The 21,442-nt window shown below is 67.3% G+C and carries 16 protein-coding genes; 14 read left to right on the top strand and 2 right to left on the bottom strand.

What is annotated here, in order from left to right; all coding sequences use genetic code 11:
- The first annotated feature begins 309 nt into the window (after positions 1-309).
- The 5 genes from ispG (at position 310) to cynS (ending at position 5,966) form a co-directional block, all read left to right on the top strand.
- Positions 310-1,617: a flavodoxin-dependent (E)-4-hydroxy-3-methylbut-2-enyl-diphosphate synthase gene (gene ispG, locus BM430_RS13705; protein WP_093567815.1), complete on the top strand. Its 1,308-nt coding sequence runs from the start codon at positions 310-312 to the stop codon at positions 1,615-1,617.
- A gap of 254 nt (positions 1,618-1,871) precedes the next feature.
- The gene (locus BM430_RS13700; RefSeq protein WP_093567814.1) at positions 1,872-3,842 is read left to right on the top strand and encodes a potassium transporter Kup; all 1,971 of its coding nucleotides are present in this window, start codon (positions 1,872-1,874) and stop codon (positions 3,840-3,842) included.
- 4 nt (positions 3,843-3,846) lie between these two features.
- Positions 3,847-5,082 (top strand): bifunctional phosphopantothenoylcysteine decarboxylase/phosphopantothenate--cysteine ligase CoaBC, encoded by a 1,236-nt coding sequence (gene coaBC / locus BM430_RS13695; protein WP_093567813.1) that lies wholly within the window; start codon positions 3,847-3,849, stop codon positions 5,080-5,082.
- Positions 5,083-5,162: 80 nt separating this feature from the next.
- A complete protein-coding gene (locus tag BM430_RS13690) occupies positions 5,163-5,369 on the top strand; it encodes a hypothetical protein (protein WP_093567812.1) in 207 nt (68 codons plus the stop codon).
- A 108-nt stretch (positions 5,370-5,477) separates the two neighbouring features.
- Positions 5,478-5,966 carry a cyanase gene (gene cynS, locus BM430_RS13685; RefSeq protein ID WP_093567811.1) on the top strand — a complete coding sequence of 163 codons (489 nt, stop codon included), beginning with the start codon at positions 5,478-5,480 and terminating at the stop codon, positions 5,964-5,966.
- A gap of 305 nt (positions 5,967-6,271) precedes the next feature.
- Here the strand turns inward: cynS and BM430_RS13680 are convergent, their stop codons facing one another.
- Positions 6,272-8,356: an FkbM family methyltransferase gene (locus BM430_RS13680; protein WP_093567810.1), complete on the bottom strand. Its 2,085-nt coding sequence runs from the start codon at positions 8,354-8,356 to the stop codon at positions 6,272-6,274.
- 314 nt (positions 8,357-8,670) lie between these two features.
- Positions 8,671-9,987, bottom strand: a complete 1,317-nt coding sequence (locus BM430_RS33960) for a hypothetical protein (protein WP_143132024.1) — start codon at positions 9,985-9,987, stop codon at positions 8,671-8,673.
- Between the two features lie 322 nt (positions 9,988-10,309).
- On the opposite strand from BM430_RS33960, the gene BM430_RS13675 reads away from it, so the two are divergent.
- The 9 genes from BM430_RS13675 to bamA all read left to right on the top strand — a co-directional run bounded on the left by BM430_RS13675 (position 10,310) and on the right by bamA (position 21,379).
- Positions 10,310-11,359, top strand: a complete 1,050-nt coding sequence (locus tag BM430_RS13675; protein WP_093567809.1) for a 30S ribosomal protein S2 — start codon at positions 10,310-10,312, stop codon at positions 11,357-11,359.
- Positions 11,360-11,527: 168 nt separating this feature from the next.
- Complete coding sequence (tsf, locus tag BM430_RS13670) at positions 11,528-12,451, top strand: translation elongation factor Ts (protein WP_093567808.1); 924 nt, start codon at positions 11,528-11,530, stop codon at positions 12,449-12,451.
- 226 nt (positions 12,452-12,677) lie between these two features.
- Positions 12,678-13,421, top strand: a complete 744-nt coding sequence (gene pyrH / locus BM430_RS13665; protein ID WP_093567807.1) for a UMP kinase — start codon at positions 12,678-12,680, stop codon at positions 13,419-13,421.
- 244 nt (positions 13,422-13,665) lie between these two features.
- Positions 13,666-14,232, top strand: coding sequence for a ribosome recycling factor (gene frr, locus BM430_RS13660; protein WP_093567806.1), 567 nt, complete (start codon positions 13,666-13,668; stop codon positions 14,230-14,232).
- A 194-nt stretch (positions 14,233-14,426) separates the two neighbouring features.
- Complete coding sequence (locus BM430_RS13655) at positions 14,427-15,134, top strand: isoprenyl transferase (protein ID WP_244539487.1); 708 nt, start codon at positions 14,427-14,429, stop codon at positions 15,132-15,134.
- The gene (locus BM430_RS13650) at positions 15,134-16,024 is read left to right on the top strand and encodes a phosphatidate cytidylyltransferase (RefSeq protein WP_244539483.1); all 891 of its coding nucleotides are present in this window, start codon (positions 15,134-15,136) and stop codon (positions 16,022-16,024) included. Before BM430_RS13655 ends, BM430_RS13650 begins: the two co-directional genes overlap by 1 nt.
- Positions 16,021-17,196 carry a 1-deoxy-D-xylulose-5-phosphate reductoisomerase gene (gene dxr, locus BM430_RS13645; RefSeq protein ID WP_093567804.1) on the top strand — a complete coding sequence of 392 codons (1,176 nt, stop codon included), beginning with the start codon at positions 16,021-16,023 and terminating at the stop codon, positions 17,194-17,196. The genes BM430_RS13650 and dxr overlap by 4 nt, the downstream gene beginning before the upstream one ends.
- 127 nt (positions 17,197-17,323) lie before the next feature.
- Positions 17,324-18,484 (top strand): RIP metalloprotease RseP, encoded by a 1,161-nt coding sequence (gene rseP / locus BM430_RS13640; protein WP_093567803.1) that lies wholly within the window; start codon positions 17,324-17,326, stop codon positions 18,482-18,484.
- Positions 18,485-18,838: 354 nt separating this feature from the next.
- A complete protein-coding gene (gene bamA, locus BM430_RS13635; RefSeq protein WP_093567802.1) occupies positions 18,839-21,379 on the top strand; it encodes an outer membrane protein assembly factor BamA in 2,541 nt (846 codons plus the stop codon).
- Positions 21,380-21,442 lie beyond the last annotated feature (63 nt).

Genomic DNA, 21,442 nt, shown 5'->3' with positions numbered 1-21,442 from the left:
TGCAAAAGCAAATGGTGCGCCGCAACGTCGCGCCGGATGGCCCAGCGTCACGCGCTTGACGCGTAGGATCGTCACCCTCAGCTAAGACGGTGCAGCAGGCCGGGATAATCCCGGCGGCGACGCTCCCGGGAGGGGTTTGGCAAGGATGTCGCAGCATTCCGGGATCCGCCGGCGCGGGCCGTCGACCGCGGCCGCCGTGATGCGCGGAACGAAGCGATTTCCACCACGCCCGGAAATGCTCTAGACGGTTGTCACGCCGCGACTGAAGCGACCCTCAAGACTCTAGCGAACGACCCCCGAAGGTATCCGATGGAAGCCATGGAAGCCCTCGCCGCGACCGCCCCGGCGGACGCCGCTCCCGAGATCGCCGGCCCGAGCCCCCGGCACCGCACCGTCGGCGTCCGGATCGGCGAGGGCGAGGGCGCGGTGGTGATGGGCGGCGGCGCCCCGATCGTCGTGCAGTCGATGACCAACACCGACACCGCCGACATCGACGCCACCGTGGCGCAGGTCGCCGCGCTGGCGCGCGCCGGCTCCGAGGTCGTGCGCATCACCGTCGACCGCGACGAGGCGGCGTCCGCCGTGCCGAAGATCCGCGAGCGGCTCGACCGCATCGGCGTCCACGTCCCGCTCGTCGGCGACTTCCACTATATCGGCCACAAGCTCCTCACCGACCATCCGGCCTGCGCCGAGGCGCTGGCGAAGTACCGGATCAACCCGGGCAATGTCGGCTTCAAGGAGAAGAAGGACCTTCAGTTCGGCACCATCGTCGAGCAGGCCGCCCGCTACGGCAAGGCCGTGCGCATCGGCGCCAACTGGGGCTCCCTCGACGAGGCGCTCCTCACCCACATGATGGACGAGAACGCCAACTCGGCCCGTCCCCGCGACGCCCGCGCGGTGATGCGCGAGGCGATGGTGCAATCCGCCCTCCTCTCCGCCGACCGGGCGGTGGAGATCGGCCTGCCGAAGGAGCGCATCGTGCTCTCCGCCAAGGTCTCGGCCGTGCAGGACCTGATCGCGGTCTACCGCGAGGTGGCGCGCCGCTCCGACTACGCCATCCATCTCGGCCTGACCGAGGCCGGCATGGGCACCAAGGGCATCGTGGCCGCCTCCGCGGCGATCGGCGTGCTGCTCCAGGAGGGCATCGGCGACACGATCCGCTACTCGCTCACCCCGGAGCCGGGCGGCGACCGCACCGTCGAGGTGAAGGTGGCCCAGGAGCTGCTCCAGACGATGGGCTTCCGCACCTTCGTGCCGCTCGTCGCCGCCTGCCCGGGCTGCGGCCGCACCACCTCGACGGTGTTCCAGGAGCTCGCCCGCGACATCCAGAACTGGATCACCACCTCGATGCCCGAGTGGCGCAAGACCTATCCGGGCGTCGAGGGCCTGAACGTCGCGGTGATGGGCTGCATCGTCAACGGGCCGGGCGAGTCGAAGCACGCCGATATCGGCATCTCGCTGCCCGGCACCGGCGAGACCCCGACCGCCCCGGTCTTCATCGACGGCAAGAAGGCGATGACCCTGCGCGGCCCGACGCTCGCCAAGGACTTCGAGGGCATCGTCATCGACTACATCGAGCGCCGCTTCGGCCAAGGTCGCCGCAGCGCCGCCGAGTGACGCATGAGCGCGGGCTGACGGCCGGCTGACGGAGGGACAGGCGCCCCGCCTTGCGCCCCTCCGGGCCCGTGCTACAATCCTGCCACAATCGGGCCCGGCGGACGCGCCGGGCCGCTGACTCTGAATTGCTGCATTTTCTGCGACGAACCGATGCCCACTTCGTCGGAAGATGCCCAAGGATCAGGCCCGCCACCCGGCCCATCAGCGCGCTCGGCGGCCATCCCGGCCGCTCGCGGGCACATCCCCGAACAGACATGACACAGTCAGCCGCACCCACGGGCGGACCCGTCGCGCCGCCCGAATCCCTCACCCCGCCGAGCGGCGGCCCGCCGACCAAGGCCGGCAGCGTCGACGAGGCCGAGGGCCACGGCCACGCCAAGGCGAGCTTCTGGACCCTGTTTCTCGGCTCCGTCGGCGTCGTCTACGGCGATATCGGCACGAGCCCGCTCTACGCCTTCCGCGAGGCGCTCAGCCCCGGCCGGGCCGACGGCGTGCTGACCGGCGAGGAGGTGCTCGGCACCGTCTCGCTGCTGCTCTGGGCGCTCGTGCTGATCGTGACCATCAAGTATGTCATCCTGCTCCTGCAGATGGACAACAAGGGCGAGGGCGGCATCCTCTCGCTGATGGCGCTCGCCCGCAAGGCGCTGGGCGGCTCGCACATCGTGTTCATGCTCGGCCTGTTCGGCGCCGCCCTGTTCTACGGCGACGCGATCATCACCCCGGCGATCTCGGTCCTGTCCGCGGTGGAGGGCCTGAAGCTCGTCACCCCCGCCCTCGACCACTACGTCCTGCCGATCACCATCGCGATCATCCTGCCGCTGTTCCTGGTCCAGAGCCGGGGCACCGCCAAGATGGCGACGTTCTTCGGCCCGATCATGCTGGTGTGGTTCTCGGTGCTGATGCTCGCGGCCCTACCGCACATCGCCCGCACGCCGCAGGTGCTGTGGGCGCTCAATCCCTGGCACGCGGTGCATTACCTGCTCGGCCACGGCACCGGCGCGCTGGTGGCCCTCGGCGCGGTGTTCCTGGCGGTGACCGGGGCCGAGGCCCTGTTCGCCGATCTCGGCCATTTCGGCCGCCGGCCGATCCAGACCGCCTGGATCGCCCTCGTCGGCCCGGCCCTCGCGGTCAACTATCTCGGCCAGGCCGCCCTGGTCCTGGCCAACCCCGAGGTCACCGACCCGTTCTACCAGCTCGTCCCCGAATGGGGCCTGCTGCCGATGGTGCTGCTCGCCACTGCCGCCACCGTCATCGCCAGCCAGGCGGTGATCACCGGCGCCTTCTCGCTCTCGCGCCAGGCGGTGCAGCTCGGCCTTCTGCCGCGCCTCGAGATCCGCCACACCTCGGAATCGCATTCGGGCCAGATCTACCTGCCGCAGATCAACACGCTCCTGATGCTCGGCGTGGTGATCCTGGTGGTGCTGTTCCGCTCCTCCTCGGCCCTCGCCTCGGCCTACGGCATCGCCGTCACCGGCACGATGCTGATCACCGCCGGCCTCGCCTTCCTGGTGCTGTGGCGGGTGTGGAAGTGGTCGCCGCTCGCCGCCGGCGCCGCGATGGTGCCGTTCATCGCGGTCGAATTGCTGTTCCTGGTCTCGAACCTGCTCAAGGTGTTCGAGGGCGGCTACATGCCGCTGATCCTCGCCGGCTGCCTCGTCGTGCTGATGTGGACCTGGGTGCGCGGCGTCACCATCCTGTTCAACAAGACCCGCAAGACCGACGTACCGCTGACCGAGCTCGTCGCGATGCTGGAGAAGAGCCCGCCGCACCACGTCCGCGGCACCGCGGTGTTCCTCACCAGCGATCCCGAGACCGCCCCGGCGGCGCTCCTGCACAACCTGAAGCACAACAAGGTGCTGCACGAGAAGAACGTCGTGCTCACCGTCAAGACCATCGACCTGCCGCGCCTCAACGATTCCGACCGGGTCCGGATCGAGCCGATGGGGCCGCATTTCTGGAAGGTCGTGATGAAGTTCGGCTACATGGAATCGCCGAACATTCCGAAGGGCCTGGCGCTCCTGCGCAAGCAGGGTTTCAAGTTCGACATCATGGCGACGTCGTTCTTCCTGTCGCGACGCTCGATCCGACCGGCTGCGCAATCCGGCATGCCGCTGTGGCAGGACCGGGTGTTCATCACGCTCGCCCGCAACGCCAACGACGCGACGGACTTCTTCCAGATCCCGACCGGGCGCGTGGTCGAGGTCGGCACGCAGGTGACGGTGTAGACGGATGGGCGCCCTCGACGGCAGACGGATCCTTCTCGTCATCGGGGGCGGCATCGCCGCCTACAAGTCGCTCGACCTGATCCGGCGCCTGCGCGAGCGCGGCGCGTCCGTGCGCTGCGTGCTGACCAAGGGCGCGCAGGAATTCATCACCCCGCTCGCCGCCGCCTCGCTCAGCGGCCAGCGCGCCCATACCGACCTGTTCGACCGCGCCGACGAGGCCGATATCGGCCACATCAGGCTCGCCCGCGACGCCGACGCGGTGGTGGTGGCGCCGGCCACCGCCAACACGCTCGCCCGCATGGCCGGCGGCCACGCGCCGGACCTCGCCTCGACGGTGCTGCTCGCCACCACCCTGCCGATCCTGATCGCCCCGGCGATGAACGTGCGAATGTGGCTGCATCCGGCGACGCAGCGCAACCTCGCGCTGCTGACGAGCGACGGCGTCGCGGTGGTGGGGCCGAATGTGGGCCGGATGGCCGAGGCCGAGACCGGTCCCGGCCGGATGGCCGAGCCGGACGAGATCGCCGACGCGGTGGAGGTCCTGCTGGGCACCCCATCGGCGGACGGGCGTCAGGGCTCGCTACCTCTCGCCGGCCGCCACCTGCTGGTGACCTCCGGACCGACCCACGAGCCGGTCGACCCCGTGCGCTACCTCGCCAATCGCTCCTCCGGCAAGCAGGGCCACGCCATCGCGGCCGCCGCGGCCGAAGCCGGCGCCCGGGTGACCCTGGTCTCGGGCCCCGTCACCTTGGCTGATCCCCCCGGCGTCACGGTGGTGCGGATCGAGACCGCCCGCGAGATGCTGGCGGCGGTCGAGGCGGCTCTGCCCGCCGACATCGCGGTCTTCGCCGCCGCCGTCGCCGACTGGCGCCCGGCCCGCCTCGGCGAGGAGAAGATCAAGAAGGGACCGGAGGGCCCCCCTCCCCTCGCGCTCACCGAGAATCCCGACATCCTGGCGACGGTCGCCCGGCGGACCGAAGGCCGTCCGCCCCTGGTGGTGGGCTTCGCCGCCGAGACCACCGACGTCATCGCCCATGCCCGGGCCAAGATCGCCCGCAAGGGCTGCGACCTCATCGTCGCCAACGACGTCTCGGCGGCGACGGGCGTGATGGGGGGCGACAGCAACTCCGTCCACCTGATCGGCCGCGACGGCAGCCTCGAGACCTGGCCGAGCCTGCCGAAGAACGAGGTCGCCCGCCGCCTCGTCGCGCGGCTCGCCGCGTGGACGCCCTCCCCCTGAGGCAAGATAGCGCCACTCGCGCAGTGGGCGGCCGCCGTTCCGGCATTATTTCTCCGCCTCCCGCACCCGGGAGGTCCGCCTTGCCCACCATCCTCGTCGTCACGCTGATCTGCGCCTCGTCCCTGGCGGCGCAGGATTGCACCCGCGACACCGCGCAGGACGTCATCACCCACCCGGCCCACTCGCCGCAGGAATGCATGTTGCTCGGCCCCGCCATCGCCGCCGGCTCGGGTCGCGGCACCGAACCGGGCACCTACGTCAAGACCCTGTGCGAGCGGCGGCGCTAGGCCGCACGACTCCGGCTCTCCACGCATCTCTCCGTGGCACGCCCGTTGCCAATGCTGACCCACCCCGGTCGCGAACGGCCGGTGCAGCCTCGTCCAGGGAGAGAGCCCATGAAGCGCGAAGACCTCACGGAGAAGCTTCTCGACATCAAGCGCGAGAAGGGCTGGACCTGGAAGCACATCCAGGACGAGATCGGCGGGATCTCGCCGATCCTGATCACTGCCGCCTGCATGGGCCAGATGAAGCTGCCGAAAGCGCAAGCCGCGAAGGCCGCCGCCCTGTTCGGCCTCTCGGCCGCCGAGGAGCGGATGCTCAACGAGGCGCCCTACCGCGGCTCGATCCCGCACATGCCGCCGACCGACCCGCTGATCTACCGCTTCTACGAACTGGTGATGGTCTACGGCACCACCTGGAAGGAATTGATCCAGGAGGAGTTCGGCGACGGCATCATGTCCGCCATCGACTTCAACATGACAATGGAGCGGGAACCGAACAACAAGGGTGATCGCGTGAAGATGCAGATGTCGGGGAAGTTTTTGCCGTATAAATATTACGGCAACGAGGAGGGCGTGCCCGAATTCGGCTTCAAGGAGCCCTGACGGACGAAAACACTTGGTAGCCGCGATTTTTCCAGCGAGCACCGATCGACCTCGAAATGTTTCGACGGCATCGATATCGCCTTGCCGCAGCTGTGACACGGAAATGGCGCCGGAGCCGTCGAAGAAAACTAGTCCATATCAACGATCACAAGAAAGCAATTGTTGATTCCGCTCTCGTATTATCGCCGAGTCAAGGCCTCGAACATCTAGGCTCGGCGTCGAAAACTCGAGCTGGATCCGTGGTCCCATCGGTTTCGGTCTGGCCCGAGATCGCATTGACGCGTCAATATCCCGGGCCACTGACGTCAGCTGAACTGAGCCTCAGAGAACATGATGCGCTGGCTGGGCAAATTCCAGGCGCGCTCCAGGGTTTTAAACTTTGTTTTCTGTTCGTCGCTTAAGCCTGATAACTGCCAAACCGGCCGGGTAAACCAGGCATCGATCTCAACGATACCTCCGTCGAAATTATCGTTAGGGGCCATTCGGCGCAAGATGAAACCATATCGATCGAGCTGCTTGACGATATCGGGCATCAGCTTCTGATTTTTGTACACCTCGTACAGATAAGTCCTGATTTTCACGCCGAGGCAAAATCGGAGAGTGTCCCCGAACCCATCCAGGATCTCGCTGTCAAATCCCTGGGCGCTTAGGAGCAGGACATCCGGCATTGAGACGCCCCCCTCCGCCAGCAACTCATCGTACCGCACGCAGTCGACGTCAATCGAATGGACCGTCCGGAAAGCCGGGCCGACGGAATACCGCCGGAGGATTTCGTCGTTCGGTTCGAGGACGGAGCTGCAGCCGAGGCTCTTGGCAATGTAGAACCGCCGGCTTTCGCTCGCATTGGACAAGCCCTTGCCGATCAGCAAGACCTTCAATCCCTGCTCGGCGAAGAAGGCCTTCGTCTGCTCATACCGCTCGGGGTTCGGCTCGAACACTGTCAGCGCACCACCCGCGGACTGAGTCTGCTGGCCGAGCGACAGGTCCGACATCCCGCCGACCTGCACCACCGTCAGTGACTCGTCGGGATCGAGCCGCAACGCGACTTCATCCGGCAGGTGGGGAAACGTCCTTGTGATCTTTCCCATCCACAGGTCGGCGACGGCGCCGATGTCGAGAACGACGGCTCCCGCCGCCTTCAGCTTGCTCGCGTAGACCTTTCCGAGCATGCCCGCGGCGACGAGAAACAGCTGCCCTCGGCGGTCGGCACCACGATCGAAAGTTTCGCACAACTTGAAGAATCGGTCCGGCCAATGAGCGCCTTCGACCGCAGAGTCGCCAAGCGTGGCCCGGTGGATCTGTTCGCCGGGAACCTTGTAGAACTCGACCTCGCCGATACCGTAGGTCCGCTTCAAGGCAGCGGGCAACTCGCTCTGACAACTCACGACGCCGACATGGGGGCGGCCTTGCAGCAATCGCGCGAGCGTGCCGCTCAACAGCAGGTCGTAATGCAGCCCGAGATGATGGATCGATGTCCGCGACGCCCAATCGGGATCGCGCTCCGCCAGCAAGAGCACCTTCCGCATCGTGTTTACGATCCAGGCGATCCCGCGACGCGAGCCCAACCTATATTCGTGCATGATCGCAGCATCATAGATACCACCGATCATGTCGGCATTCTGAATGACGTCATTGAAATCATCGATGACCTTGTCGAAGCGATCGCTCGCCCCAACCGATTCATCCTCAAACCAGATTTTTAGAAATTCTTTTTGGTTGGCGGTGTAATAGGCGTCATATTTATTTGTATCATCCTTATCGATTCGTATGACGGATCCTTCTCCGTCACCAAGGCGCAGCAACAAGAACGGTCTTTTCTCGTCCAGAGCGCGATGGATATTTCTTTCGACCGCATCGATGCTGGCAGCAGCGAACTTGCTTTTGACATCCTTAAACAGCGACCACGCGATATCAGGAGGGTAATGTTTATAAAAATCAAAAAACTGACGGTGTATCTCGACTTCATCCCTTAAATGCCCGAACTGCCGCTCGACGGCGTCGAGCACCTCACCTGCCTTGTCGTGGTTGCCGACACGCGTCTGCTGTACCGACAGAAACAGCATCTGATCACCGCTCAGCACGCCGCGCTCGAATGACCGCTGCAAGTGATCGACGACCCGTTCAGGGTGACCTGCAATACAGGCGTTCCAGCATATATCGAACGCGACCTCTTCGGAAACGCCGCCATGCTTCAAGATCATGTCGGCTATTTGCGCAACTTCTTTGAAGAGGTGGCGGTCACGCAATACGATAATGAGTCGGAGCGGAACTAGCGCCCACTCGGGGTCAGCAAGTTTAGCCGCAACCTCGGAAACGACGCCTTCACGGCCGCCCTCCTTCTCGGACATATAGCGATCGACAATAGATATGACGTACTCTTCTGAAACCATCTTTAATCTCGTAGAGCCTGCATACCAAACGTCGGCGTCGCGCACGTATACCGGCGCTTTTGACGATGAGCAAGTAAACGCTCCAGGCGTGCTCCACCGTGGTGTCCAGCGGGGCGAAGCCGAAGGCCGCGCCGCCATCCCCATGGACATCGATGGTCGCGCCGGAGGATGCAAGCTTCTAGAAATTCCAGCGGAAGTTGCATCTCCAGCACTCGTCGTCAGGACCGAAAATTCAGAATTTATCAAGATTACAACAGTCTTTTCTCAGGCTCCGTGTAATATTTACGAGAAATAAATAATCAAAAATAGCCAATTTATATATCAAAGAAAAATTCCTCCCACTCTTTTGCTTCGTCACGATTGCAATATATATCTCGATATGTTTCCGAGCTCAGAAATTTATTATTGCTTGCCATGCAAAATCCCCGTGAACCGGGCAATTTCCGAAAATCGAAGCGCGTGGGAACAGAGCCGCCATGCGGACCGAAGCCTATGGCGCCATCGGCCGCGACGGCCATGTAGAATCTGATACCGTTGACGACAGCATACAGCATTCCGGCGGATCCGGTGAGTTCCACGTTAACCGGCACCTCCCAGGATCGGAGCGAGTATCGCGTATGCGCCATCCTGTTTCGTGACAGGTCATAGATCACGGTCGAACCGTGGAATGTTCTCAGCTGTGCCCGACGTCCGACTAGGCCGCCGAAATACACCGATACCAGATATTGCTCGGCTGGGTCCGGAATGAGCGGGCAGACCTGCCGGTAGACATGCTCCGCCGTTTCGGAACCCGCATCGTCAACGACGAATGTGAGGATTTCGATCAATCGCGTCCAGTTGCCGGGCAGGCTGAAGTGATGATGAGGCTCGAGAAGGAACCTGATCCCGGCCGTAGGGAAGCGCCTCAGCGCATAGCGCAGCCAGCGGTGTTGCCAGAGCACATGCTCCTTGCGTGTCTGGCGGCTGAAGCGACGCAAGGCCGTCAGATCGGCGCGGATGCACGACCTGAAAAGATGGTCCAGGTTGGCCGTTCCGGCAAAGATCGTTGTCACGTAGTGATCAGACAAGGGAACGTTTATGAACTGCACGTTTCTACAATTTATATTGATCATCCTACAATGTTGCGCATCAGTTTTATTGTATAAATCATAAAATACAAAAATCTTGCCCGAGACGTCCGGCTCGCGGATGCCCATGCCACTCATGGCCGGGCGATAGTGGATCGTCCATCCCGGATCGAAGCCGTCACACTCGGCCGCATCGATCGACCATTGCGGACACAGTGCGATCACGTGGCTGGCACCGAGAAGGCGCGAAAACTTGATTGCGCCATATCCACCCATCGACCCGCCGTAAGTCACGCGGACGTTGTAATCGCGGACGATCTCGCCGATGATCGCAGCGGCGGCGTGCATGTTTCGAGCAGGATACCAGTTATCGGATTTCGACATGATGCCGATCGCCGAGATACCCAGTTTCCTGAGAGGGGTATCTGCAAAGAAATTATGCCCGGAGGCCGGGCTGATCAAATCGCCGAACGTAATCGCCAAAACATCCGATTTTCCAGGAGCCCATATAACCCTTATCTCTTCATCATCGTAAATAATACTAGTCGTCGACTCGCTGATCATCTTTCACCTGTCACATTTTTACGAACGGGAGGCGAGCGACAAACCGACGTACATTCTCCCGCCCCGTCGGTTGAAGCCCCTCTGAAGACCATGAACCCCCATGAAAGCCACCATGACGACTGCTTCCATCCTGGAACGACCGTCCGCGCGATCTGCATACGCCCCTGCCCGCCGCCTTGCCATCCCACCCCCGATCGGATAAAGGCCCGCCCATCCCACACGCGGAGCCGGCCTCATGCCTGAATGAGGCGTTTCCGGTGGCCGGTCGCCTGAAGGTGCCGGTCGCTCCTCCGCGGCGGATGAACCGGAGAGAACACAGACCATGGCCCTTCCCGACTTCACCATGCGCCAGCTGCTCGAGGCCGGCTCGCATTTCGGCCACCAGGCGCACCGCTGGAACCCGAAGATGCAGTCGTACATCTTCGGCACCCGCAACAACATCCACATCATCGACCTCGCCCAGACCGTGCCGGCGCTCGCCCAGGCGCTGCAGGCGGTGAGCGACACCGTCGCCAAGGGCGGCCGGGTGCTGTTCGTCGGCACCAAGCGCCAGGCGGCCGACACCATCGCGGACGCGGCCAAGCGCTCGGCCCAGTACTACGTGAACTCGCGCTGGCTCGGCGGCACGCTGACCAACTGGAAGACCATCTCGGGCTCGATCCAGCGCCTGCGCAAGGTCGACGAGACCCTCGCCGGCGGCGGCCAGGGCCTCACCAAGAAGGAGCGCCTGATGCTGTCCCGCGAGAAGGACAAGCTCGAGAAGGCGCTCGGTGGCATCAAGGACATGGGCGGCGTGCCCGACCTGCTGTTCGTGATCGACACCAACAAGGAGCAGCTGGCGATCAAGGAGGCGAACCGCCTCAAGATCCCGGTGGCGGCCATCGTCGACACCAACTGCAACCCGGACGGCATCACCTACGTGGTCCCGGCCAACGACGACGCCGGCCGCGCCATCGCGCTCTACTGCGACCTCGTCGCCCGCGCGGCGATCGACGGCATCTCGCGCGGCCAGGGCGCGCTCGGCATCGACCTCGGCGAGTCCGAGGAGCCGATGGCCGAGGAGCTGCCGGCGCTCGCCAACGAGCCCGAGGTGGTGCCGGTCGACGTCACCGAGCCGTATGTCGGCGAGCCCTTCGAGCTGCTGGCCGCCCCCCGCGGCGCGCCGGACGACCTGACCAAGCTCACGGGCGTCGGCCCGCAGCTGGTGCAGAAGCTCAACGACGCCGGCATCTACCACTACTGGCAGATCGCCGCGATGAGCCCCGAGGACGTCGCCAAGGTCGACGGCGACCTGAAGCTCAACGGCCGCTTCGAGCGCGACGGCTGGGTGAACCAGGCCCGCGGCTTCGTCGAGGCCGCCGCGGCCGCGTGATCCCGGGACGGATCGCAGGCGGGGCGCGTTAGCGTTCCGCGAACCTGACGCCCTGCACAGCCCGGCGCCGCCACGGCGCCGGGCTCCCTTTATCCGCCGACCGGCGCCGCCCCCGCGGTGGCACCGCCCCTCCAGGGGCGCCGGGGCGCCAATCGAGAGGATCCCACGATGGCCAACATCACGGCAGCGATGGTCAAGGAGCTGCGCGAGAAGACCGGCGCGGGCATGATGGACTGCAAGTCGGCCCTCAACGAGACCGCCGGCGACCTCGAGGCGGCCGTGGACTGGCTGCGCAAGAAGGGCCTCGCCAAGGCCGCCAAGAAGGCCGGCCGCGTCGCCGCCGAGGGCCTGGTCGCGGTCGAGTCCGCCGGCCACCACGCCGCGGTGCTCGAGGTGAATTCCGAGACCGACTTCGTCGCCCGCAACGACGGCTTCCAGGCCTTCGTCCGCGAGGCTGCCAAGCTGGCGCTCTCCGCCGGCGACAGCATCGAGACCCTCGAGGCCGCCCACTTCCCCGGCGCCGAGACCACGGTGAAGGACAAGCTGCAGGAGCTGATCGCCACCATCGGCGAGAACATGACCCTGCGCCGCGTCGCCAAGCTGCAGGTCGAGAAGGGCGTCATCGCGTCCTACGTCCACGGCCAGGTCTCCGAGGGTCTCGGCAAGATCGGCGTGCTCGTCGCCCTCGAATCGGCCGGCGACGTGGCTGTCCTCAGCCAGCTCGGCCGCCAGATCGCCATGCACGTCGCGGCGACCAACCCGGTGGCGCTCGACGCCTCGGGCGTCGACGCCGCCACGGTCGAGCGCGAGAGCAACATCCTGCGCGAGAAGAACGCCGGCAAGCCCGACCACGTGATGGCCAAGATCGTCGAGAGCGGCCTGAAGAGCTACTACAAGGAGGTCACCCTCCTCGAGCAGCCCTTCGTGCACGACTCGTCGAAGACCGTCTCGCAGGTGCTCAAGGAGGCCGAGAGCAAGGCCGGTTCCCCGGTCAAGCTCACCGGCTTCGTCCGCTACGGGCTGGGCGACGGCATCGAGAAGGAAGAGGCCCCGGACTTCGCCGCCGAGGTGGCGGCCGCGGCCAAGGGCTGATCGAATCAGCCACGCATCGCGCGAGGCCAGCCTCGCGCGAGGGTCGAGGAAGGGGGTTCCGCCTGGGCGGGCCCCCTTTTTCGTGGCCGGCTTCCGCTACGTCGGGCCGCGGATTCCGATCCGGCGGCGCCTCGACGGGCCGGGATCGACAGGCTAGAACCCGGCCGACTCGTCACGACACTCGACGCCGACAGCCGTCGCCTCGCGGGCGGCCAGAGGAGCGCCCATGCCCGAACACGCCCTGCCGGAGCCAGGTCCGACCCCCTTCCGCCGCGTGCTGGTGAAGCTTTCCGGCGAGGCGCTGGCGGCGCCCGACGGCTACTGGCTGCACCCGCCGACCCTGGCGGCGCTCGCCGACGACATCGTCCGGGCGGTGGGCGCGGGCTTTCAGATCGCCCTCGTGGTCGGGGGCGGCAACGTGATCCGCGGCGCCCGCGTCTCGGCCGCCGGCTGGATCGACCGCGCCACGGGTGATTCGCTCGGCATGATGGCGACGGTGATGAACTCGCTGGCGCTCGAGACCGCGCTCAACGCCGCCGGCGTCACCGCCCGCACCATGTCGGCGGTATCGATGCCGACGATCTGCGAGACCTATGCCCGCCAGCCGGCCCTGCATCACCTCGACAAGGGGCAGGTCGTGGTCCTGGCCGGCGGCACCGGCAACCCGTACTTCACCACCGACACCGCGGCGGTGCTGCGCGCCGCCGAGCTGAAATGCGACGCGGTGCTGAAGGCCACGCAGGTCGACGGCGTCTATTCGGCCGATCCGAAGACCAATCCCGACGCGGTGCGCTACGAGCGCCTGAGCCACGACGAGGCGATCGCCCGCGACCTCAAGGTGATGGACACCGCCGCCTTCGCGCTCGCCCGCGACGGCGGCCTGCCGCTGATCGTCGGCTCGGTCCATGCGCCGAGCTCGGTGACGGCGATCCTCACCGGCGCCGCGCCCTCGACCCTGGTGGCGCCTTAGAGCATTGTCCGACGAAGTGGATGCCGTTTCGTCGAAGAAAATGCGCCGGAACAAAGACTTGGAGAGCCTCGCGATGGCAGCGCGATCGTGAAGCGCTCTGAGCGGGCGCCGCACCCGGGACCCTGCCGCGCCTGACGATTTGCGGCAGGTCGGGTTTTGGTTCATTGAAGCCGGATCAGGGCGGACCCGGCACGGGCGCGCCCTAACTCCCCTTTCTCCTCCAGATGCTTCGGGACGCGCAGGAATGCCCACTCCTCCCCCCTTCGACCTCAACGACATCAAGCGGCGCATGCAGGGCGCGCTGAACTCCCTGAAGCACGACCTCGGTTCGCTGCGCACCGGCCGGGCCACCCCCTCGCTCCTCGACCCGATCCAGGTCGACGCCTACGGCGCCGCGATGTCGATGGCGCAGGTCGCCACCATCAGCGTGCCGGAGCCGCGCCTGCTCAGCGTGTCGGTGTGGGACCGCGGCATGGTCGCGGCGGTCGAGAAGGCGATCCGCGAATCCGACCTCGGCCTCAACCCGATGACGGAAGGCCAGACCATCCGCCTGCGCATCCCCGAGATGAACGAGCAGCGCCGCAAGGAGATGGTCAAGGTCGCGCACAAATACGCCGAGGAGGCCCGCGTCGCGGTCCGCCACGTCCGCCGCGACGGCCTCGACCACCTGAAGAAGCTCGAGAAGGACGGCGCCATCAGTCAGGACGACGAGAAGCGCCAGGCCGACCAGGTCCAGAAGGCGACCGACCAGCACATCGCCGAGGTCGACCAGACCCTGGCGTCCAAGGAGAAGGAGATCATGCAGGTCTGACTTGGGACCGGCATGGTGGAAACGAGCGCGTGGGGAGCGCGGAGCCGGGAGACGGCTCCGCCGGGGTCGGGGCCAGCATGGCAGGCGACAGCGAGACGGTGACCCTGCTGGAGGCAGGCCGGGACGAGTCCCAGGATTACGGCCGCCCGGCGGCCTGCCCCGACCCGACGGGCGGGCCCTCCTCCGGCGGAACGATGCCGAAACACGTCGCCATCATCATGGATGGCAACGGCCGCTGGGCCGCCCGCCGCGGGCTGCCGCGGGTCGAGGGCCATCGCCGCGGCGTCGAGGCGGTGCGCCGCGCCGTGCGCTCGGCGATCGACCTGCGCATCCCCTACCTCACCATCTACAGCTTCTCCTCCGAGAACTGGCGCCGGCCCGCCGCCGAGGTGGCGGACCTGATGGGCCTGCTCAAGCTGTTCGTGCGCCGCGACCTCGCCGACCTGCACGCCAACGGCGTCCGGGTGCGGATCATCGGGGAGCGCGACGGCCTGCCGGGCGACATCGCCGGCCTCCTGCGCGAGGCCGAGGAGCGCACCGCCCGCAACACCAAGCTGACCCTCGTGGTGGCGTTCAATTACGGCGGGCGCCAGGAGATCCTGCGCGCGGTCCGCACGCTCGCCGCGGCGGTCGCCGAGGGGCGCCTGACGCCCGACGCGATCGACGCCGCGGCGCTCACGGGCGCCCTCGACACCGACGGCATCCCCGATCCCGACCTCGTCATCCGCACCTCCGGCGAGCAGCGGGTGTCGAACTTTCTGACCTGGCAGACCGCCTATTCCGAGTTCGTGTTCGTGCCGGATTTCTGGCCCGACTTCGACCACGCCACCTTCCAGGCGGCGATCGGCGAGTTCCAGAACCGCGACCGCCGCTTCGGCGGTCTCAGCGCCCGGGCGGGGTGATGGCGGGCGACGGCATGAAGGCGCCCGGCACGGGATTGCCGGGAACCGGCCCGGGGACGGGCCGGCCGGCCTGGCCCGCGACGGAGCTCGGCGCCCGCACGGTCTCGGGGATCGTGCTCGGCCTCCTCGTCCTCGGCGCGACGCTGAACGGCGGCTGGATCTTCGCGGTCATCTGGTTCCTCGCCGGCCTCGCGGTGGTCGGCGAGTGGCTCGCCATCACCCGCACGAGCCCGCACCGCCCGCTGTTGGCGATCGCGGGCCTCGTCCTCCTCGGCGTCGTGGCGGGCGCGCGGCTCGCCGCCCCCCTCCCCTGGCTCGTCGGCGCCGTCGCCGCCGGCCTCGCCCTGCTGGCGCTGCTGGCCCGGCCGGCCTCGGGGCGGGTCTGGGCGCCGGCGAGCCTCGCCTGCGCCCTCGTCGTCGCCCTGGTACCGGTGCTCTTGCGCGACGATCCGCGCATCGGGCTCGCCGGCCCGCTCTGGCTGTTCGGGGTGGTCTGGACCACCGACATCGCGGCCTACTTCACCGGCCGCACCGTCGGCGGGCCGAAGCTGTGGCCGGCCGTGAGCCCGAAGAAGACCTGGTCGGGCTTCTGCGGCGGCCTTCTCGCCGCGACGGTCGTCGGCGGCGCGGTGGCCGCCGGCGCGCGTCATCTCGGCGCCACCGAGGCCTTGTCGATCCCCCTCGCGGCGGGCCTCTCGGCCCTCGGCTCGGTGATGAGCCAGGGCGGCGACCTCGCCGAATCGGCCCTCAAGCGCGCCTACGGCGCCAAGGATTCCGGCCGCCTGATCCCGGGCCATGGTGGAGTGATGGACCGTCTCGACGGCTTCTTCGCCGCGGCCCTCCTCGCCGGCCTCCTGCTCGTCGGCCTCACTCTCACGGGATCGTCATGACCCTCACAGTCTCCGTCCTGGGTGCGACCGGCTCGATCGGGCGCTCCACCGCCGACCTGCTCGACCAGCACCGCGACCGGTTCCGGGTCGGCGCCGTGGCGGGCGGCCGCGACGCGCAGGCCCTCGCCCGCGTCGCCCGGGAGCTGAACGCCGGATTCGCGGCGATCGCCGACGCGGATGCCGGTCCGGCCCTGCGCGACGCCCTGTCGGGCTCCGGCATCGCCTGCGGCGCCGGCCCCTCGGCGGTGATCGAGGCGGCGACCCGGGAGGCCGACCTCGTGGTGGCAGCGGTGAGCGGGGCGGCGGGCCTGAGCCCCACCTGCGCGGCGATCCGCCAGGGCCGCACCGTGGCGCTCGCCAACAAGGAGAGCCTGGTCTGCGCCGGCGACGCCTTCATGCGCGACGCCAAGAAATACGGCGCCCGCATCCTGCCGATGGATTCCGAGCACAACGCGCTCGAGCAGTCGATCGGCACCGGCCGGGTCGACGACATCACCCGCATGACCATCACCGCCTCGGGCGGTCCGTTCCGGACCGCAAGCCGCGAGCGGATCGCGGCGGCGAGCGCGGCGGACGCCGCCGCCCACCCGACCTGGTCGATGGGCATGAAGATCAACATCGATTCGGCCACCCTGATGAACAAGGGGCTGGAGCTGATCGAGGCCCACCACCTGTTCGGCATCGAGGCCGAGCGCCTCGACGCCGTGGTGCATCCGCAATCGATCGTCCACGCCCTCGTCACCTGGCGCGACGGCGCGGTGACGGCGGGGCTCTACGTCCCCGACATGCGGGTGCCGATCGCCCATTGCCTCGGCCTCGGCGAGCGGCTGTCGATCGCCCGGGGCAAGCCCCTCGACCTCGCAGGCGTCGGCAGCCTCACCTTCGAGCGCCCGGACGAGGAGCGCTTCCCCTGCCTGCGCATCGCCAAGGCCGCGCTCGCCGCCGGCGGCGCCCAGCCGACGGTGATGAACGCGGCCAACGAGATCGCGGTCGCGGCCTTCATCGCCGGAAAAATCGGGTTCTACGACATCGCCGCCCTGGTCGAGCGGGCCTGCGAGCACTTCGCTTCGCGCTTCCCCGCCGCGCCCGCCGACGTCGAGGAGGCGCTCGCCATCGACGAGGAGGTGCGCGGCTGGAGCCGGGAGGCCCTGGCCGCCCGACCGGGAGCTTAACCTTCCGTTAAGTTAACCCTCGGTCGTTTCGCGCTCTGTTCGCCGTCCCCGGGACTCTGTATGAAGGGGGATCGGCAAGGCGCCGCGCCGGGCCAGGGAGGGCCCGCCGCGCCGCATCGAGGTGACCATGGATCTGCTCAACGTCGTCGGCGGCGCGACGACGAACCTGCTCGGCTACATCGTGCCGTTCCTGTTCGTCCTCACCGTCGTGGTGTTCATCCACGAGATGGGCCATTTCCTGGTCGGGCGGTGGTGCGGCGTCGGGGTGACGAGCTTCTCGATCGGGTTCGGCCCCGAGATCGTCGGCTTCAACGACCGCCGCGGCACGCGCTGGAAGCTCTCGGCGATCCCGCTCGGCGGCTACGTCAAGTTCGTCGGCGACATGAACGGCGCCAGCGTGCCGGATCCGGACGCGATGGCGCGCATGAACCCGGCCGACCACGCGATCAGCTTCCACGCCCAGAACGTCTGGAAGCGGGTCGCCATCGTGGCGGCGGGGCCGATCGCGAACTTCCTCCTCGCCATCGCGGTCTTCGCCGGCGCCGTCTACGCCACCGGCCGCTACGAGGTGGCGCCGCGGGTCTCGGCGGTGCAGGCCGGCAGCGCGGCCGACCGGGCCGGCTTCCAGGCCGGCGACGTCGTGCTGACGATCAACGGCAGCCCCATCGCCAACTTCGCCGACATGCAGCGCACCGTCTCGGGCGCCGCCGGCGACCGGCTCGACTTCACGGTGGAGCGCGGCGGGGTCACCACCCCGCTCACCGCGACGCCGGACGTCTACGAGGACAAGACCCCGTTCGGCACCCAGCGCATCGGGCGGCTCGGCATCCAGGGCCCGCGCGACGCCGCCGACGTCAAGCTGGTGCGCTACGGCGCGCTCGACTCGCTGAGGATCGGCGTCTTCGAGACCTACTTCGTCGTCGACCGCACCTTCAGCTACATCGGCAAGCTGGTCACGGGCCGCGAATCCGCCGACCAGCTCTCGGGCCCGATGGGCATCGCGCGGGTCTCGGGCCAGGCCGCCAAGGTCGGCGGCATCGGGGCGCTCGTCGGGCTGATCGCGGTCCTGTCGGTGTCGATCGGGCTCATCAACCTCTTCCCGGTGCCGATGCTCGATGGCGGCCACCTGATGTTCTACGCCGTCGAGATCGTGCGCGGCCGTCCCTTGAGCGAGCGGGCGCAGGAGATCGGCTTCCGCATCGGCCTCGCCCTGGTGCTGATGCTGATGCTGTTCGCGACCTGGAACGACATCCTGCACATCGGCGCCGCGTTCAACCGAGGCACCTGACACCTCCCTCCCCTTCCAAAATCCCTCTTCCACAGGCCGGAGAGAGCCGCCCGCACTGCGCGGGCGGCTCTTTTCGTGGATGCCGACAATTTTCTTAAAATGCGTGCCATTCCGGGTCGTTGGCCCCGACGGACCGTTCATCGCGCGCTGACTCTGACGGGCGAAAGGCGTGGATGGCGCCCGTGACCGGAAGGCAACGTGTGGGCAAAATCCCCTTCGGCCGGGAGCGTGGCGTTTGCTTCGCCGGGGATTCCCGATAGAAGCGAGGCTAGGACCAGGGGCCTTCGCACTCGCGAGAGTGTGATCGTCCGCGGGTGTGAATCCGCGCCGGTAAAAAATGAGACGGGCCATTTGATGATGTCGATGACGGGTAAGCGCCGGCGTGCGTCGGCGAGAGGCGCCATTGTCATGGCCGCCACCATCGCCGCCAGCGGCAGCGCCTTCGCGCAGCAGATCGTCGTTCAGGGCAACACCCGGATCGACGCAGAGACGGTCCGTTCCTACGTGGTCGGCGTGTCGCCCGAGGAGGGCCGCCGCAACCTGATCGCCAGCGGGATGTTCTCCGACGTGCGCGTGGCGCACAATGGCGGGCGCATCGTCGTGTCGGTGCGCGAGAACAACACGATCAACCGCGTCTTCTTCGAAGGCAACAAGAAGGTCGAGAAGGGCACGCTCGAGAGCATCGTCGAGTCGAAGGCGCGTGGCCCCTACAGCCAGGCGACGGTCAACTCCGATCTCGAGCGCATCCGCGAGGTCTACCGCCGGGCCGGCCGCGGCCTCGCCAAGGTGTCGGTCCGCACGGTCGACCTGCCGAACGGCCGCGTCGACGTCGTCTACGCGATCGACGAGGGCGACAAGACCGGCGTCAAGGAGATCCGTTTCGTCGGCAACCAGGTCTACTCGGACGGCCGTCTGAAGGACCTGATGACGCTGTCGGAGATGAACCTCCTCAGCTTCGTCAAGACCTCTGACGTCTACGATCCCGACCGCCTTGCCAACGACCTCGACCTGATCCGGCGCTACTACCTGAAGAACGGCTACGCCGACTTCCGGGTCGCCTCGGCCGATTCGCGCTTCGACGACGCCGCCGGCGGCTGGATCATCACCATCACGGTCGAGGAAGGCCAGCAGTACCGCGTCGGCGCGGTCTCGGTCGATTCCCGCATCCCGGGCGTCGACGGCACGGTGCTGCGCGACGAGCTGCGCACCGGCGTCGGCGACGTCTACAACGCCGAGGACGTCGAGAAGACGCTCACCGGCGTCACCACCTCGGTGGCCCGCGCCGGCCATCCCTTCGCGCAGGTCCGCCCGACCGGCGAGCGCGACCGCGCCACCGGCACCGTCGCCCTCGGCTACATCGTCGAGGACGGCCCGAAGGTCTACATCGAGCGCATCAACGTGCGCGGCAACACCCGCACCCGCGACTACGTCGTGCGGCGCGAGCTCGACCTCACCGAGGGCGACGCCTACAACCGCGTCCTGGTCGACCGGGCCGAGCGGCGCCTGAACGGCCTCGGCTTCTTCAAGAAGGTGCGGTTCTCCAACGAGCCGGGCTCCGCCCCCGACCGCGTCGTCGTGAACATCGACGTCGAGGATCAACCGACCGGTTCGTTCTCGGTCGCCGGCGGCTACTCGACGGCGGACGGGATCATCGGCGAGGTCTCGGTCTCGGAGTCGAACTTCCTCGGCCGCGGCCAGTATGTCCGCCTCGCCGGCACCGCCGGCCAGTACACCCGCGGCGTCGACTTCTCGTTCACCGAGCCGTACTTCCTCGGCTACCGCCTGGCGGCCGGCTTCGACGTCTTCAACAAGTACAGCGATCAGACCCGCTACTCGCGCTACATCACCGACGTGGTCGGCGGTCAGCTCCGGCTCGGCCTGCCGATCACCGAGGAGTTCGGCATCACGCTGCGCTACTCGATCTACAACACCGACCTGAAGATCCCGAACACGCTCAAGCGGCCGTACAACGACTGCTCGTTCCCGATCCCGGGCTACACCAAGACCTGGGATCCGGGTACGATCATCAACGGCCAGAACGTCGGCGGCCTGGCGCAGTACCCGAACTGCGCCTATGACGGCGAGGCCTCGATCGCGCTCAAGGAAGCGGTCGGCTCGACGCTGACCTCGCTCGCCGGCGTGACGCTCGCCTACTCGACCCTCGACAACCTGCAGCTGCCGCGCAACGGCTTCTACGGCGAGTTGAAGCCCGAATATGCCGGCATCGGCGGCGACTCGAAGTTCTTCCGCGTCACCGGCGAGGCCCGGTACTACAAGGAGCTGTACGAGGACGTCGTCGGCTTCGTGAAGGTCCAGGGTGGCCACGTCCTGCCGACCGAGGGCAATGCCCTGCGCGTCACCGACCAGTTCTTCCTCGGCCCGTCGCTGGTGCGCGGCTTCGCGCCGAACGGCATCGGCCCGCGCGACGTCGGCTCGGCGGACGCCCGCTCGAACGCGATCGGCGGCACGACTTATGTCGGCGCCTCGGTCGAGGTGCAGTTCCCGATCTGGGGTCTGCCCCGCGATCTCGGCCTGAAGGGCGCGGTCTTCGCCGATGCCGGTACGCTGTTCGGCTACAAGGGCAGCCGCGCCTTCGACGTGAACCGCGACGGCTTCATCAACGGCACCGCCCCGGGCGGCGCCTGCAACTTCAACGCACTCACCATCGGCGTCGAGCCGGAATGCGTGAACGTCCGCGACAAGGCCACGATCCGCTCGTCGGTCGGCGCGTCGATCCTGTGGAACTCGCCGCTCGGCCCGATCCGCTTCGACTACGCCTATGCCCTCTCGAAGGACGAGGGCCAGAAGGTCTTCGGCGCCGACGGCACCTATTACGGCAAGGTCGGCAAGGACCAGACGCAGGCCTTCCGCTTCTCGGGCGGCTCGCGCTTCTGACCCCATCCGGGGGCGCCGCCGGCGCCCCCGCATCGACCGACGGCCGCGGAGCGCGCAGCTTCC

This window comes from Methylobacterium sp. 174MFSha1.1 (genome assembly GCF_900116815.1).
Classification (GTDB): domain Bacteria; phylum Pseudomonadota; class Alphaproteobacteria; order Rhizobiales; family Beijerinckiaceae; genus Methylobacterium.
The sequence above is the reverse complement of the archived record's forward strand: the minus strand, read 5'-3'. Positions and strand labels throughout refer to the sequence as shown.

Bases quoted from the DNA above. Each gene is read 5' to 3' on its own strand.
- ispG (WP_093567815.1), top strand. From the start codon at position 310: ATGGAAGCCATGGAAGCCCTCGCCGCGACCGCCCCGGCGGACGCCGCT.
- BM430_RS13700 (WP_093567814.1), top strand. From the start codon at position 1,872: ATGACACAGTCAGCCGCACCCACGGGCGGACCCGTCGCGCCGCCCGAA.
- coaBC (WP_093567813.1), top strand. From the start codon at position 3,847: ATGGGCGCCCTCGACGGCAGACGGATCCTTCTCGTCATCGGGGGCGGC.
- cynS (WP_093567811.1), top strand. From the start codon at position 5,478: ATGAAGCGCGAAGACCTCACGGAGAAGCTTCTCGACATCAAGCGCGAG.
- BM430_RS13680 (WP_093567810.1), bottom strand. From the start codon at position 8,356: ATGGTTTCAGAAGAGTACGTCATATCTATTGTCGATCGCTATATGTCC.
- BM430_RS33960 (WP_143132024.1), bottom strand. From the start codon at position 9,987: ATGATCAGCGAGTCGACGACTAGTATTATTTACGATGATGAAGAGATA.
- BM430_RS13675 (WP_093567809.1), top strand. From the start codon at position 10,310: ATGGCCCTTCCCGACTTCACCATGCGCCAGCTGCTCGAGGCCGGCTCG.
- tsf (WP_093567808.1), top strand. From the start codon at position 11,528: ATGGCCAACATCACGGCAGCGATGGTCAAGGAGCTGCGCGAGAAGACC.
- pyrH (WP_093567807.1), top strand. From the start codon at position 12,678: ATGCCCGAACACGCCCTGCCGGAGCCAGGTCCGACCCCCTTCCGCCGC.
- frr (WP_093567806.1), top strand. From the start codon at position 13,666: ATGCCCACTCCTCCCCCCTTCGACCTCAACGACATCAAGCGGCGCATG.
- BM430_RS13655 (WP_244539487.1), top strand. From the start codon at position 14,427: ATGCCGAAACACGTCGCCATCATCATGGATGGCAACGGCCGCTGGGCC.
- BM430_RS13650 (WP_244539483.1), top strand. From the start codon at position 15,134: ATGGCGGGCGACGGCATGAAGGCGCCCGGCACGGGATTGCCGGGAACC.
- dxr (WP_093567804.1), top strand. From the start codon at position 16,021: ATGACCCTCACAGTCTCCGTCCTGGGTGCGACCGGCTCGATCGGGCGC.
- rseP (WP_093567803.1), top strand. From the start codon at position 17,324: ATGGATCTGCTCAACGTCGTCGGCGGCGCGACGACGAACCTGCTCGGC.
- bamA (WP_093567802.1), top strand. From the start codon at position 18,839: ATGATGTCGATGACGGGTAAGCGCCGGCGTGCGTCGGCGAGAGGCGCC.